Origin of the sequence: Yoonia sp. I 8.24 (assembly GCF_022096995.1) — a bacterium.
In the GTDB taxonomy this organism is placed as follows: domain Bacteria; phylum Pseudomonadota; class Alphaproteobacteria; order Rhodobacterales; family Rhodobacteraceae; genus Yoonia.
Genome location: NZ_JACXGQ010000004.1, coordinates 80235 through 94337 on the forward strand (window position 1 = coordinate 80235; position 14103 = coordinate 94337).

Consider the following 14103-nt stretch of genomic DNA (forward strand, 5'->3'; position numbering starts at 1 on the left):
TAGGTACAGAATAAGGAGTACCTGATGCAGCAGTTTTCTCTACTTGACCTGTCCCCCGTGCCCGAAGGTAAGACCACGGCGGATGCCCTTGCAAACACAGTCGCGCTTGCGCAATTGGCCGAAAACACGGGCTACCATCGGTACTGGCTGGCCGAACACCACAACATGCCCGGCATCGCGTCAGCGGCAACCTCCGTCGTGATCGGCCATGTCGCAGGTGCGACCAAGACAATCCGCGTCGGCGCTGGGGGCGTGATGCTGCCTAATCATGCACCGCTGATCATCGCAGAACAGTTCGGCACATTGGCCACACTTTACCCGGACCGGATCGATCTTGGTCTTGGGCGTGCACCCGGCACCGATATGAAAACCGCCCGCGCGCTGCGCCGCCATATGGCCCCAGAGGAGAGTTTCCCACAAGATGTGCAGGAATTGATCGCCTATTTGGGTGCGGGGCCAACACCGGTTCAGGCAGTGCCGGGGAAAGGCACGCAGGTCCCGATTTGGATATTGGGGTCCAGTCTTTATGGCGCGCAGCTCGCCGCGCAATTGGGGTTGCCTTATGCGTTTGCATCACATTTCGCGCCTGCAATGCTGCCAGATGCGCTCGCGACCTACCGCCAGTCATTCCAGCCGTCGGAATTCTTGGAACGCCCCTATGTCATGATGGCTGCAGGGGTTTGCGCGGCCGATACTGACAGCCAAGCACATTACTTGCGCACCTCACAGCAGTTGGCTTTTGCGCGGCTCATTGCGGGCAAACCCGGCAAGCTTCCACATCCGGTTCACGATCTACCCGCGCAGGTCGCACCGCATGTTTTGGCACAGGTAAACGCCGCGCTTGGCTGTTCGGCGACAGGTGAACCAGATACGCTTCGGGCGCAGCTGCGCGCGCTTACCGACACATATCAACCTGATGAGCTGATGGTGACGGGCATGATCCATGACCACACAGCGCGGTTACGATCGTTCGAGATTGCGGCGCAAGTATTGACCGATTTGCGTGCGCCCTAGCGACGGCGCCAGACGAACGCGGCTACCGCAATTAGCAGACACATCGACAACGTTGCATCCGGTCGCGGAGAAATCCAAAGGCCGTTATGAATGATGACCAAATCTGCGGTCATAACGAGCGGCCACATAATCGCATTTGCGCAACCATGCGCTATCACCGCAGGCCAGACGCTATTGGTGCGTTTGCGCGACACGCCATACCATACTGCCATCGCAAGCGTCTCGATCAAATAGATCGGCATGAACAGGTAAAGCGGGATGTCGGCGACATTTCCAAATGTCATCAAATAAGAAATATGCCAGATCGTCCAAATCAATCCGACGAGCAAATGCCGTTTTAGATCTGGCACACCCAAGATTTCCAGTTGCGGTTCGAGATAGCCGCGCCAGCCGAATTCTTCGAAGACTGCATATAGCATCGTGATCGGCAGCATTGCCAAGATCGCTGGCAAATACAGCGCCACAAACCCATCGAATAATGTCAGCGTGCCTAGCGCTGCCCCCAAAACAAGCGACAGGGCAACCAACGCAGGAAACACCAAAAGCGCCAACGCGTAATCGAACGCGTGACCTGCGAATGTGGGGCGAAACCCTGCCGTTTTCCAACCATCCCCGCCAAAGGCGCGCAACGACAAAGCCATAAGAATTGCGCTAACGACGAAGACCAATCCACCCACGTCATGTCCCCATGCGACAAGCAAACAGCCCAACACCGACAGCGCATAGGCGCCCGCCACATAGATTACGATATTGCGCAAGCTTGCCTTCATTTCAGTGCCTCAAGTGTTTCATCGATCCATAGGATTTCCGCTTCGACGTAGCGCAATCCGCTAAGCAACGTGGCCCGGCGCAACACCGTGTTTAGGTCCCCGCTCTCTGGGATACTTGCCGCGATGCCCTGAAATGTGGCGCGCAGTACCTCCGCCTCGCCCCGCCGGGCCAGTAGAAGCGCGCACACATCCGCTGCACCGATGCGGCCCCCAAAAAACATTTTTATCAAAAAAGGTTCGCGCGAAGCTTCGACGGGGTGGATTGTGCGCAGCCAATCGTCAAGTTCCGCCAATCCCGCGGCGGTCGCGAAGTGCAGTTTGCGCTGGCGCGTGTCCCCATCAACCTCTTGCACATCCACCAACCCATCAGCGACCAATCGCGCCAACGTCCGGTAAATCTGCGCCTGATCAGCAGGCCAGAAATGCTGCACAGAGGCATCCATCGCCTTGCGCAAATCATAGCCGCTTAGCGGTGTTGCGGATAAGAATCCAAGGATGGCGTGACGAAGTGACATGACTCGGCTTATATAGGATTTATCATATATGACAAGTCCTATATTTGCAGTAAAAAAAACCCGGCACGCGATGGCCGGGTTTCTTAGTTTAGCCTAGCGCATCATGACAACGTCCACAGACACCGGCGTGGCTGTGGCTGCCAACGTCGGGCAGGATCTTCCAGCAGCGTTGGCATTTTTCACCCTCAGCACGGGCAAAGACCACGGCCACATCGGCGACATCATCCAAGGTAAACGCATCCGCCGGTGCAGCCTCTGTCGACAGGTTGATGCCGGAGGTGATGCACAGGTCGTCAAAGCTCACTGTTTCCAGCACCGCAGCCACGTCAGCCGACACATAAACCGTTGGTGCCGCTTCGAGCGAGGCACCGATGACCTTGTTGGTGCGTTCGATCTCAAGCGCGCCCGTCACGACCCGGCGCACCTGACGAACAGTCGCCCATTTTGCGGCCAAAGCATCGTCGCGCCACGCGGTCGGTGTCTCTGCAAAGTCTTCGAGATGGATAGAGCTTTCATCACCGGGGAACCGCTCAAGCCAAACTTCTTCCATTGTAAACGTCAGCATCGGCGCAAGCCATTTGGTCAGCCGGTGGAACAAGATGTCCAGAACCGTGCGTGACGCACGGCGCCGGTCCGTGTCACCATCACAATAGAGCGCATCCTTGCGGATATCGAAATAGAAGGCCGACAGCTCAAGCGTGGCAAAGGTAAACACCGCTTGGAACACGCCTTGGAAATCGAATTTCTCGTATCCTGCGCGCACCTGTGCGTCCAATTCGGACATGCGGTGTAGCATCAGCCGCTCCAATTCCGGCATATCGGCGGGCTCAACGTGGTCGGCTTCGGTAAAGTCAGCCAGCGACCCCAGCATGAAACGCAACGTGTTGCGCAAACGGCGATAGCTATCGGCCACCCCTTTTAGGATTTCATCACCAATCCGGTGATCGTGCTTGTAGTCGGTTGTCGCGACCCAAAGACGCAGGATGTCCGCGCCATATTGTTTGACCACCTGTTCCGGCACGATCGTGTTGCCCAAGGATTTGGACATCTTTTCGCCCTTCGCGTCCAAGGTAAACGCGTGGGTCACAACCGCGCGGTACGGTGCGTGCCCAATGGTGCCGCAGGCCTGCAGCATGGACGAATGGAACCAGCCGCGGTGTTGGTCCGTCCCTTCTAGGTAGACATCTGCGATCCCGTCATCCGACCCATCTTCACGGTCGCGCAATACGAATGCGTGCGTTGACCCGGAATCAAACCAAACATCCAAGATATCAAAGACTTGCGTATAGGCATCATGATCCACATCATCGCCCAAGAACCGTGCCTTTGCTCCTTCGGCATACCACGCATCTGCGCCGCTTTCTTCAAACGCGGCCAGCACACGGGCATTCACAGCTTCATTGCGCAGCAAGAAATCAGGGTCCGTTGGCAACGCCCCGTTTTTCGTAAAGCATGTCAGCGGCACACCCCACGCACGTTGGCGCGACAACACCCAATCCGGACGTGCTTCGATCATCGAATAAAGCCGATTGCGGCCCGTTTGCGGGGTCCATGTCACCAATTCATCGATAGAGCGCAGCGCACGTTCGCGGATCGTTGTGCCGTAGGTATCTTTACCATCACCCACAGCGCGGTCCACAGCGGCAAACCATTGCGGCGTGTTGCGGTAGATCACCGGTGCCTTAGACCGCCATGAATGCGGATAGCTATGCTTGATCACACCACGCGCAAACAGCCCGTCAACCTCGGCCAGTTTCGACATGATGGCAGTATTGGCGTCACCTTCCCACGGGTTGTTTTTATTCTTCTTATTGGCCTTATCACGCAGGATTTTTTTACCACCAAAGAACGGCAGGTCCGCACGGAGCGACCCGTCTTCCATGACATTGTAGGTGATCATCTGTTCCAACATACCAAGATCACGGTAGAATTCGAATTCATCCATCCCGTGGGATGGGGCACAGTGGACAAAGCCGGTGCCTTCGTCTTCGGTAACAAATGGTGCTGCACGGAAATCACGCGGATCATCCCATTCACCATTGCCGCCTTCGGCCCCAGCAAGCGGATGTGACAGCGTGGTTCCAGACATATCGCCCGCGTCGCTGACGCGCGTGAACGCCTCAATGCGTGCTTTTGCAAACACCGCTTCAGCTTGCTTATCGGCAAGAATATACCGCTCACCTTTACGGACCCAATTGTCCTCGGGCGCGTCAGACACTTCGTAAACGCCATAAGAAATCGTCTCTGAGAAAACGACCGCTTTGTTAGAAGGGATCGTCCAAGGTGTTGTGGTCCAGATTACAACACTGGCCCCTTCAAGAGCAGCGTTATTGGTTTCGCGTACAGGGAACTTCACCCAGATCGCAAAGCTCTCTTTATCGGCATATTCAACTTCGGCCTCGGCCAAGGCGGTCTGTTCAACGGGCGACCACATCACAGGTTTTGAGCCTTGATAGAGCGTGCCGTTCATCAAGAACTTTTGGAATTCTTCCGCGATGGTCTTTTCCGCGTGGAAATTCATCGTGAGATACGGTTCATCCCAATTGCCTTGGACCCCCAAACGCTTGAATTCTTCGCGCTGCACATCGACCCAACCTTGGGCAAACTTGCGGCATTCCTGACGAAAATCGACGACATCAACATCGTCTTTGTTCTGGCCCTTATTGCGGTACTGTTCTTCGATTTTCCATTCAATCGGCAGCCCGTGACAGTCCCAACCGGGGATATACCGCGCGTCGCGCCCCATCATCTGGTGCGACCGTACAACCATATCTTTCAAGATTTTATTCAGCGCGTGGCCGATGTGCAGGTGACCGTTCGCATAGGGCGGGCCATCATGCAGGGTGAACGGTTTGCGGCCTTCTGCCTTTGCGCGCAATTTGTCGTAAACGCCGATTTGGGCCCAACGCGCGAGCCAATCGGGTTCGCGTTTGGGCAATCCAGCCCGCATTGGAAAATCGGTACGTGGCAGGTTCAGCGTGTCTTTATAGTCTGTGGTTTCGGCGCACATGTGGGGCGTCCTTTGAATATCTGGAATACATACAGGTAAGGAGCGGTGCGCATAGGCGGACACCTTTTCCCGGCTGGTTTGGTTTGATCAAACCGCCGGGCAGATAATGTCTATGATCATCATGCTCAACTTCATGACGCTGCTTATAGGCAGCGCATGAAGGAGCGTAAAGAGTGGTGTTCACCGAATGTGTCTGCACAAACCCCCATAAGGGTTTGCTGTCTGTTTCATACGAATAGTGACTTCGCTTACCCGTGGTCAGGGCAAAGCGCGCCGTGGCAGACAACTGTATCTGCGTGAATTTGGACCCGGCCCATTTCTTCGGTCAGCAGAATGTATACGTTGTTCTCATAACGGATAAGCTCACCCGAAATCGAAGATTGCCCATCGTATGTCTGCAAGACTATTGTCTTTAGCTCTGCTGCGGTGACAGCATTTGCATCAAGCGCCAATAAACTGACGGCGCAACCAAAGGTTATCGCAGCTGCGGATAGGCTGGTCTTTATACTCTTAAACATTTTCTTTTCCCATTTAAAACTACAGCAGTAGCGTGAAACTATGTATAAAGAGGTAGGCAATCGCCCCTCGCGTGTAAATCTATACCTTTGTATAGGTAGGCCAGGCTTTGAGCGCACCGCGCCTAAGCGCGCAATCGTCGAATATCGCTTGCCAGGACGCCCGCTTATTGCTACCCAGCCCGCCATGACCAATTTGATGACGACAACCATGACCAAGATGACCACCGCTCCGGCGGGGGATTGTTTGGCATGGGCGCATCGCAGCTAACCTAAGCTAAATAAAACCCTGCCGGATCGGACGGGGTTTTGAATTGCTGAGCCCCGTCTTCCCAAAACACCAAAGGAAGACCACCCCATGAATGCACACGTCCCCCCTGCCCCCGCACCCGTTGTCGCCATTGTCGGCGCAACCGGTGCCGTTGGCCTCGCGCTTATCCATAGCCTTGAACAGCGTAACTTTGCGGTCGGCGCGTTACGCCTGCTGGCCTCGGCCCGTTCTGCCGGGCGCAGCCAGTCATTTCGCGGTCAATCGATTGTGGTAGAAGAGCTGACTGAGGACAGCTTTGACGGCGTCGATATCGCGTTCTTTTCTGCGGGCGCTACAATTTCGCGCAGGTTTGCGCCCATCGCAGTGGCGGCCGGCGCACAGGTGATCGACAATTCATCTGCCTTCCGCATGCAAGATGACGTGCCACTTGTCGTCCCCGAGGCAAACGGCGCCGCCTTGCAATCGGCCCCGCGCATTGTCGCCAACCCCAATTGTATCGCAGCCATTTTGACAACTGCGTTGGCCCCGCTACATCAACGCTGGTCAATCACCCGCCTATCGCTATCCTCCTATCAAGCCGCATCCGGTGGCGGCGCCGAGATGATGGAAGAGCTGCGCGAAGGCACCCGCGCGCATCTGAACGGCGAAGACTTTGAGCCGCAAATTCTACCGCACTCCTATGCGTTTAACGTGTTCAGCCATAATTCTGATATCGATCCTGAAACTGGTTACAACGGCGAAGAGTTGAAGGTCATTTCCGAGACCCGGCGTATCCTTTCGCAGCCGCAACTACCGATTAGCGTGACTTGCATCCGCGTGCCGATTTTGCGCGCGCATGGGATTTCGCTGTCGATCCGCTTTGACGAACACGTCAATACTGACAGCATCCGTCACGCATTAGAGGGCGCGCCCGGTATTCGGCTTGTCGATGACCGTGAAGCGAACCATTTTCCGATGCCATCAGAAGCGTCAGGCGAACAAGATATCCTTGTGGGACGCATCCGCGACGATCTTGGTGATCCCGCTGGACGCACTGTCACTATGTTTATCGTAGGTGATCAGTTGCTCAAGGGCGCGGCGCAAAATGCTGTACAGATTGCAGAGGCGTTACGCGCACCTGTTGCGGGTTAACGACAATAGGACCCACTTCGATACCGCGCGGTGTCAAAGTGGAAATGATCCGCATGAAACCGGTTCGCTTCGGGGCCCAGAACGGTTCCGAAGGGGCCGCAAGCCGCCCGCCACATCTGCCGCAATTGCGCGCCATCATCTTCGGTGCCCCAGCCAGACAGCACTGTGATCTCAGACCCGTCTTGCAAACCGATCCCCGCGATATCAATGGCCCGCCCATAGGCATGTTCGGACAATCGGCCAGTGGCAAAATTATTGCGGTTGCGACAGGCGTAATGCGACACGACGCGCAGGCTGGCAACGCCGCCACCTTCGGCCCGCACCGCTGGGATTGCGCCACGGTTCACCCATGTTTTCAACGCGGTAGCGGTGCGACAATCCATCGTCGCGGCTGGGCGCAGGGCGACGCCAGACACCGACCGCACGCGCACCGCATCAGACACGCCACAAGCACCGGCGCCCTCAACGCGGCCCAACGTATCCCCTTGAATCGCGATATCGCCGCAGACCTGTCCGCGCAAACGTGCAAGACGGCGTTCTTCGGCTGCCGCTTCAATTGACGCGGGACGGACGGCGGGGCGCAACGAAACCAATACGGCGTAAGGACTTGGGGGTGGGCGCGTGACGGGGCGAATGACCGGGGTATCAGTCGCGACCACCACTGGTGGCACAACAAGCGGAAAGCCCTGCGCGACAGCTGTGCCAGCCCAAAGGACCAGCATGAACGCCACAAGGCGGATCACTCTGACTTGATCTGACTACGCCCAAAATCAGGGGCATCAGTATCTTGGCCCGCTTCGACGATGGACCGCCGGATCGCGCGTGTATGGGTAAAGTAGTCAAACAGGTGATCTCCATCACCTTGGCGGATTGCACGTTGCAGCGCAAAAAGCTCTTCGGTGAAACGTCCCAAAATCTCAAGCGTTGCGTCCTTGTTGTTCAAAAACACATCGCGCCACATAGTCGGGTCAGAGGCCGCGATGCGGGTAAAATCGCGAAAACCTGCCGCCGAATATTTGATGACTTCGCTGTCGGTCACACGGCTGAGGTCATCCGCAACCCCGACCATCGTATAAGCAATCAAGTGCGGCGTATGACTGGTAACGGCAAGCACCAGGTCGTGGTGATCGGGATCCATTTCGTCAACGTTACTGCCCATCCCGCGCCAAAGATCGGACACGCGATCAACCGCTGCTCGGTCAGCCCCTTCGACAGGCACGATGATACAAAAACGATTGTCAAACAGTTCGGCAAAGCCAGAGCGCGGACCAGAATGTTCAGTCCCAGCCAAAGGGTGGGCCGGAATGAAATGCACGCCATCGGGGATATGCGGTGCCACAGCATCAATGACCGTGCGCTTGACGGACCCAACATCACTGACGGTTGCACCCGGTCTTAACGACGGACCAATTTCAGCGGCAACAGCACCCATAGCCCCCACGGGCACGCAAAGCACGACCAAATCAGCGTCTATCACGGCTTCAGCGGCGGAATCGTAGATTTGGTCACACAGGTTGATTTCACGCGCAATCGCACGCGTTTCTGAGGATCGCGCATACCCAACAATTTCACCAGCCAGCCCTGCACGACGCATCGCGTGACACATCGAAGACGCAATCAGGCCAAGACCAATTAGGGCAACACGGTTGTAAATCTGCGTCACGCGACGGCCCCTTTGAATTGGGCAATCGTATGGACCACACGGCGGCATGCGCTTTCGTCGCCGACAGTGATCCGCAAACAATGCGGCAGTTTATATCCTGCGACCTGACGCACGATGATACCCACATCGCGCAGGGCCTGATCGCAGGCTTGTGCTTCGGCAGTATCGGCAAAACGTGCCAGCACAAAGTTTGCCGTCGATGTGTCGGACGGCACGCCAAGTTCAGCCAAGGCTGTCGCCATCCATTCGCGCAGGCGCGCATTTTCAACGCGGCATTTTTCGGTGTAATCGGTATCGCGCACGGCCGCTTCAGCGGTTTCGAGCGCCGCAGAAGACATGTTGAAGGGCCCGCGAATACGGTTCATCACATCGATAATCGCGCGCGGTCCATAGCCCCAGCCAACGCGCAGACCACCAAGCCCGTAAATCTTAGAGAACGTGCGCGTCATCACGACGTTGTTGCGCGTTTCGATCAAGGCAAGCCCAGCGTCATATGCGCCCACATATTCGGCGTAAGCCCCATCAAGCACTAAGATAGCCTGCGGCGGCAATCCTTCGGCGAGCCGGGCCAATTCGCTTGGGCCGATCATTGTGCCAGTCGGGTTATTGGGGTTCGCGATAAAAACGAGTTTGGTCCGCTCAGTACACGCGGCCAGGATCGCATCTACATCGGTTGTCCGTTCACGCTCACGGACTTCGACAGGGGTCCCCCCCGCTGCAAGTGTCGCAATCCGGTAGATCGCAAACCCATGTTCCGTGTGGATCACCTCATCGCCCGGACCGACATAACACTGGCACATGAAATGCAAGATCTCATCCGATCCGACGCCGCAAATCACACGGTCTGGGTCGACATCCCAAACCTCTCCAATTGCGGTGCGTAGTTTACTATGGTCCGCAGACGGGTAGCGATGCAACTGATGCACAGCGCGCGAAAACGCTTCCTTTGCCGCATCGCTTGGACCCGCTGGATTTTCATTGGACGACAGCTTGAGCACATTCGTGACCCCATCAAGCGTCGAAACGCCGCCCTCATAGAGCGCAATATCCATAATACCCGGTTGTGGTTGAATATCGTCCGCCATGGTGCCCCCACCTTTGTTTAGTTGCCCGTTTCTAGCGCCCCGAATGCAGCGTGACCAGACGCTAGCGGCGGGCGCAGGAAATATGGGCAAAAAAGTCGCAGCAACGCTCCCTTTATTTAACATATTGATTTATTAACAATCTGGTTTATTAATGATAGCATGAATCAGCACGACCAACTTGATAGCGCGTTTGCAGCGCTCGCCAATCCGACGCGGCGCGCAATTCTTGCGCGGCTCGCCACAGGTGAAGCAACTGTAAACGAACTCGCCGAGCCCTTTGAGATGAGCTTGCCTGCCGTCTCGAAACATATTCGCGTTTTGGAAGATGCTGGTTTCATTTCACGTGGGCGCAACGCGCAATTTCGCCCCTGTAAGATCGATGGAGCCCCTATCGAAGCCATTGCAACATGGGCTGATCAATACCGCCATATTTGGGGTGACAGGTTTGATGTGATGGCCAAATTATTGGCTAATACAGAGGATGAAAAATGACGAACGCAGAAATTTCAGTCGTGATCACACGCGATTTTACCGCCAGCATCGACGCTGTGTGGAACATGTGGACGGATCCAGCCAAATTTGGCCAATGGTACGGCCCGAACGGCATGACAATTCCAGTCGCCGAAATGGATGTGACTGTCGGCGGCATCCGCAAAATCTGTATGGAAATGAAGATGCCAGAGCGCACAATGACCATGTGGTTCACAGGCACTTACAAGGAAATCGTGGCCCCAAATCGGTTGGCTTATAGCGAAAGCATGTGTGACGCAGATGGCAACCTGATCTCGCCCGCCAGCATGGGGATGCCCGAAGGCACGCCAGAGGTCACCGAAGTCATCGTTGAACTGCAAGAAGTCGATGGGAAAACCCGCATGACCATGACCCACGTTGGCGTCCCTGCCGGATCGCCCGGCGAAGGCGGCTGGAACCAAGCGTTCGACAAATTGACAGCGCTATTCGGCTAGTTGTCGTCGCTTTGGTCGCGCTATCTGGCGCGACCAATACGACTAGCCTGTGACGCCCTCGGTTTGCGGAAGCGGATCTGGGGTTGTCACGTTCTCGGGCCGTCGCTTTTCGTAGAAAGCATTGCCGCCAGCTGTGACCACATAATGGATATTGTTGTAGTTAGCGTCATACCAAGCGGCATGAAAATACTTTGCGCTTGCAACATGCGGGTGCCGTTCACCGGCCAGTACGGCGGCCGCAGATGCATCTGCCAATGCCCGCCCCTGCCCGTCCATCGCTTTGGTCATCACACCCGGTGCAAATTGATTTCGCTGACCAACAACGGCGCATACGCTGTCAGGAAATGCATCAGATTGCACGCGGTTCATCACAACGCTGCCCACTGCAACCATGCCATCGCGGCTGGAACGGTTTGATTCGAAATACATGGCGCGGGCCATGCAGTTGATATCAGACGCTGACGCGCGCGTGGCCTGCGGTTCGCGTGAACACCCTGCGACACCGCACACCGCGACGCAGGCCCCGATGAGCAACATTCTAGATCTCTTTAGCTGCATATCTGCGCTCCTTTGCGCATGCATACGCGTCTAATTTCTTGATCTCAAGTTAGAGTTCACGTGAACGTATTTCTGCGCGCAAGAATTTCGCAGCCGATCGAAAATGGCTTGGGCCTGCGGCCTCCGCGCAGCGCCCCGGCGTCCATTTGTTATTGGCGCCTTTCATCGGACCACCGAAAAGCTCTGCCTCGGACTTCGAAGTGATGCATGCAATCAAATCGGCATACCCCGACGCCAACGCAGATTTCGCGCCATCCCAGTCTAGGTCGCTCTGGCGCTGGCGTAGATCGGCGTTGTAGCGTTTGAGATCGTTCCACTTGTACCCTTCAGCGGGAAAGAACACAGGCTTTTCTGCTTGCCCATCTGCATACCAGCCCAAGAATAGGCTGATCCAATGCGCGCGGTGCGAGATGACGTCTTTGATTGACGTATCTTCGACACCCTTCGTCATTGCCATATTAGTGTCAATCGCATCGACAAGCTTTGACAACTTGGCGAATTCCTTTTGTGAAATCTCAAGGAGTGCGGATTTGGTTGTTGCGGCCATTGGGGGCTCCCTTCCAGTGCAACCTTACCGCGAAACACACATAGGGGCCTTGTGGTAGATCAAACCGCAAAACGCAAAAGGCCGCACCAGATGGCGCGGCCTTTGAAATCGCAATTGCAAGAACGATTAGTTCTTGGCGTAGAATTCGACCACGAGGTTTGGTTCCATTGTGACCGGGTAAGGCACATCGCCCAAAGCTGGTGTACGTACGAATGTCGCAACCATCTTAGAGTGATCAACTTCCATGTAGTCAGGCACGTCACGCTCTGGCAGTTGAGACGCAACCAAAACCAGTTCCAATTGCTTGGACTTCTGACGCACTTCAATCACGTCGCCTTCTTTCACACGGTAGGAAGGAATGTTCACTTTCTTACCGTTCACTGTGACGTGGCCGTGGTTCACGAACTGACGTGCAGCGAAAACAGTTGGCACGAATTTCGCGCGGTAAACAACAGCGTCCAAGCGGCGCTCGAGCAGACCGATGAGGTTTTCACCTGTATCGCCTTTTACACGCTCAGCTTCGCCGTAGATGCGACGGAACTGTTTCTCGGTCAGGTCGCCGTAGTAACCTTTTAGCTTTTGCTTTGCGCGCAGCTGTGTACCGAAATCGGAAAGTTTACCCTTACGGCGCTGACCGTGCTGGCCGGGGCCATATTCACGACGGTTTACTGGTGACTTAGGACGACCCCAGATGTTTTCGCCCATGCGGCGATCAATTTTATATTTGGCAGCGGTACGTTTAGTCATACGCTGATCTCCTTCTTTAGAGTACGAAGGGCGTTGTCCTTTTTCCCGGATTTTGCCGGAACGACAGGGTTCCTCTTGCGAGGTCCACCAACACCAATGAAAGCGCGCTTATAGTGGTGATCTGGTTGCTGTCAATAATTAATCGAATTGTGACCGAATTGAGTACAACGGAGTCTTAGGAATGCACAAATTACGTCAAATTCTCAACATATCGATGGGCTAAAAACCGCTCATGGCACTGATGAATGTCAGTTTCCATGCTTAACGAGTAATTTGTTTTTGATTAATCCGTATTATGTTCACGATTTAGGCGCGTATGTGGCGGTTCTGTTTAACCCCACATGCGCGTAATCTGCTCTTGCTCCTGCGGTACAAAACCGCAATGCATTGCAAATGACAGATTTAGTGCGCGGCACACAATCCTTCCACTTTGCAGCAGCCTTTGGGGCCGGCGGCCTGTTGACGCTAATGGTCTTATGCAACGGGACCCTTGCTGCGCATGGGTCGTTGTTTTTCGCGTCATGGGTGCCACATCTGACGGGCAGCATCGTGGCGCTATCTTTTCTGGTCGTATTACGCCCCAAACGCGCTGCCCCCGTTCGCCCGCCGCTTTGGGGCTATTTGGGCGGGATTTCAGGCGGCGTAACCGTGATGTTAACCTCGGCGACGATGAACACCGCGCTCGCACTTTCGGGCACTATTGCGCTGGGATTAGCGGGGCAAGTGGTCTTTAGTCTGTTTGCCGATGTGCGGGGGCTGTTTGGACTGCCCAAGCGCCGCCCGACGTCACGCGACTATATATCCATGACTTTTATCCTCGCGGGCAGTCTGATTTTGATCTTCTTGGGGGGCGGCGCATGATAGTCTATGCGGCACTTGCAGTCCTTGCAGGACTGTTGGTCGGGCTTAGCCGTCAGATCAACGGGCGCCTTGCACTGTCGACCTCCGCGCTTGAATCCTCATTTTGGAACCACCTTATTGGGCTTGTCTTTATTACATGTATTGCGCTGACCATTGGTGGGCTTTTCGCGGGCACCCCCGGCGATGCCCCCTGGTGGGCTTATTTGGGTGGCCCCATTGGCGTCGTGTTTATCGCAGCGGGCAGTTGGTTGATTCCACGAATCGGCGCTGCGCATACGGCTATGCTCATTATCGCGGGCCAGATGATATCGGGGGTGCTCCTCGATATTTTTTTCAAAGCCCCCGGCAGTACATCCGCGCGTGTCATCGGTGTTTTGTGCATTTTGGGCGGGGTTTGGGTGGCACGCGGTCCCACAAAGCGCGACAAAAAAGGGTGATCAAAAGTACAATC

At 55.5% G+C, this 14103-nt stretch carries 16 protein-coding genes; 6 read left to right on the top strand and 10 right to left on the bottom strand.

Annotated features, from left to right (window positions below):
• Positions 1-24 precede the first annotated feature (24 nt).
• Entirely contained in the window at positions 25-1014 is a 990-nt protein-coding gene (locus Yoon_RS08960; RefSeq protein WP_238111829.1) for an LLM class flavin-dependent oxidoreductase, read from the top strand.
• On the opposite strand, the gene Yoon_RS08965 is transcribed toward Yoon_RS08960, so the two are convergent.
• The 4 genes from Yoon_RS08965 to Yoon_RS08980 form a co-directional block, all read right to left on the bottom strand.
• Complete coding sequence (locus tag Yoon_RS08965; RefSeq protein WP_238111830.1) at positions 1011-1772, bottom strand: CPBP family intramembrane glutamic endopeptidase; 762 nt, start codon at positions 1770-1772, stop codon at positions 1011-1013. The genes Yoon_RS08960 and Yoon_RS08965 overlap by 4 nt on opposite strands.
• Before the next feature lie 8 nt (positions 1773-1780).
• On the bottom strand, positions 1781-2299 hold the full coding sequence (locus Yoon_RS08970; protein ID WP_238111831.1) for a PadR family transcriptional regulator: 519 nt from the start codon (positions 2297-2299) through the stop codon (positions 1781-1783).
• Positions 2300-2387: 88 nt separating this feature from the next.
• Positions 2388-5309, bottom strand: a complete 2922-nt coding sequence (ileS, locus tag Yoon_RS08975) for an isoleucine--tRNA ligase (protein ID WP_238111832.1) — start codon at positions 5307-5309, stop codon at positions 2388-2390.
• Between the two features lie 248 nt (positions 5310-5557).
• On the bottom strand, positions 5558-5827 hold the full coding sequence (locus tag Yoon_RS08980) for a hypothetical protein (protein ID WP_238111833.1): 270 nt from the start codon (positions 5825-5827) through the stop codon (positions 5558-5560).
• A 355-nt stretch (positions 5828-6182) separates the two neighbouring features.
• Here Yoon_RS08980 and Yoon_RS08985 point away from each other — a divergent pair, with 355 nt between their 5' ends.
• Entirely contained in the window at positions 6183-7226 is a 1044-nt protein-coding gene (locus Yoon_RS08985) for an aspartate-semialdehyde dehydrogenase (RefSeq protein ID WP_238111834.1), read from the top strand.
• On the opposite strand, the gene Yoon_RS08990 is transcribed toward Yoon_RS08985, so the two are convergent.
• From Yoon_RS08990 to hisC, 3 genes are read right to left on the bottom strand one after another with little or no spacing between them, the layout of a single operon-like run.
• Positions 7223-7948 (bottom strand): extensin family protein, encoded by a 726-nt coding sequence (locus Yoon_RS08990; protein WP_238111835.1) that lies wholly within the window; start codon positions 7946-7948, stop codon positions 7223-7225. The two genes, Yoon_RS08985 and Yoon_RS08990, sit on opposite strands and share 4 nt — an antisense overlap.
• Before the next feature lie 17 nt (positions 7949-7965).
• Positions 7966-8889: a prephenate/arogenate dehydrogenase family protein gene (locus Yoon_RS08995; RefSeq protein ID WP_238111837.1), complete on the bottom strand. Its 924-nt coding sequence runs from the start codon at positions 8887-8889 to the stop codon at positions 7966-7968.
• On the bottom strand, positions 8886-9974 hold the full coding sequence (gene hisC / locus Yoon_RS09000) for a histidinol-phosphate transaminase (protein WP_238111838.1): 1089 nt from the start codon (positions 9972-9974) through the stop codon (positions 8886-8888). Before hisC ends, Yoon_RS08995 begins: the two co-directional genes overlap by 4 nt.
• A 159-nt stretch (positions 9975-10133) precedes the next feature.
• Between hisC and Yoon_RS09005 the strand changes: the two genes are divergently transcribed.
• Both Yoon_RS09005 and Yoon_RS09010 read left to right on the top strand, forming a co-directional pair.
• Positions 10134-10466, top strand: a complete 333-nt coding sequence (locus Yoon_RS09005; protein WP_238111839.1) for a helix-turn-helix transcriptional regulator — start codon at positions 10134-10136, stop codon at positions 10464-10466.
• On the top strand, positions 10463-10939 hold the full coding sequence (locus Yoon_RS09010; RefSeq protein WP_238111840.1) for an SRPBCC domain-containing protein: 477 nt from the start codon (positions 10463-10465) through the stop codon (positions 10937-10939). The genes Yoon_RS09005 and Yoon_RS09010 overlap by 4 nt, the downstream gene beginning before the upstream one ends.
• 42 nt (positions 10940-10981) lie before the next feature.
• Here the strand turns inward: Yoon_RS09010 and Yoon_RS09015 are convergent, their stop codons facing one another.
• The 3 genes from Yoon_RS09015 to rpsD all read right to left on the bottom strand — a co-directional run bounded on the left by Yoon_RS09015 (position 10982) and on the right by rpsD (position 12791).
• Entirely contained in the window at positions 10982-11497 is a 516-nt protein-coding gene (locus tag Yoon_RS09015) for a cell wall hydrolase (protein WP_238111841.1), read from the bottom strand.
• 49 nt (positions 11498-11546) lie between these two features.
• The gene (locus Yoon_RS09020; protein WP_238111842.1) at positions 11547-12044 is read right to left on the bottom strand and encodes a ClbS/DfsB family four-helix bundle protein; all 498 of its coding nucleotides are present in this window, start codon (positions 12042-12044) and stop codon (positions 11547-11549) included.
• A 126-nt stretch (positions 12045-12170) separates the two neighbouring features.
• Positions 12171-12791: a 30S ribosomal protein S4 gene (rpsD, locus tag Yoon_RS09025; RefSeq protein WP_238111843.1), complete on the bottom strand. Its 621-nt coding sequence runs from the start codon at positions 12789-12791 to the stop codon at positions 12171-12173.
• Between the two features lie 393 nt (positions 12792-13184).
• On the opposite strand from rpsD, the gene Yoon_RS09030 reads away from it, so the two are divergent.
• Positions 13185-13652 (top strand): DMT family transporter, encoded by a 468-nt coding sequence (locus Yoon_RS09030; RefSeq protein ID WP_238111844.1) that lies wholly within the window; start codon positions 13185-13187, stop codon positions 13650-13652.
• Complete coding sequence (locus Yoon_RS09035) at positions 13649-14089, top strand: DMT family transporter (RefSeq protein WP_238111846.1); 441 nt, start codon at positions 13649-13651, stop codon at positions 14087-14089. Before Yoon_RS09030 ends, Yoon_RS09035 begins: the two co-directional genes overlap by 4 nt.
• Positions 14090-14103: the final 14 nt, after the last annotated feature.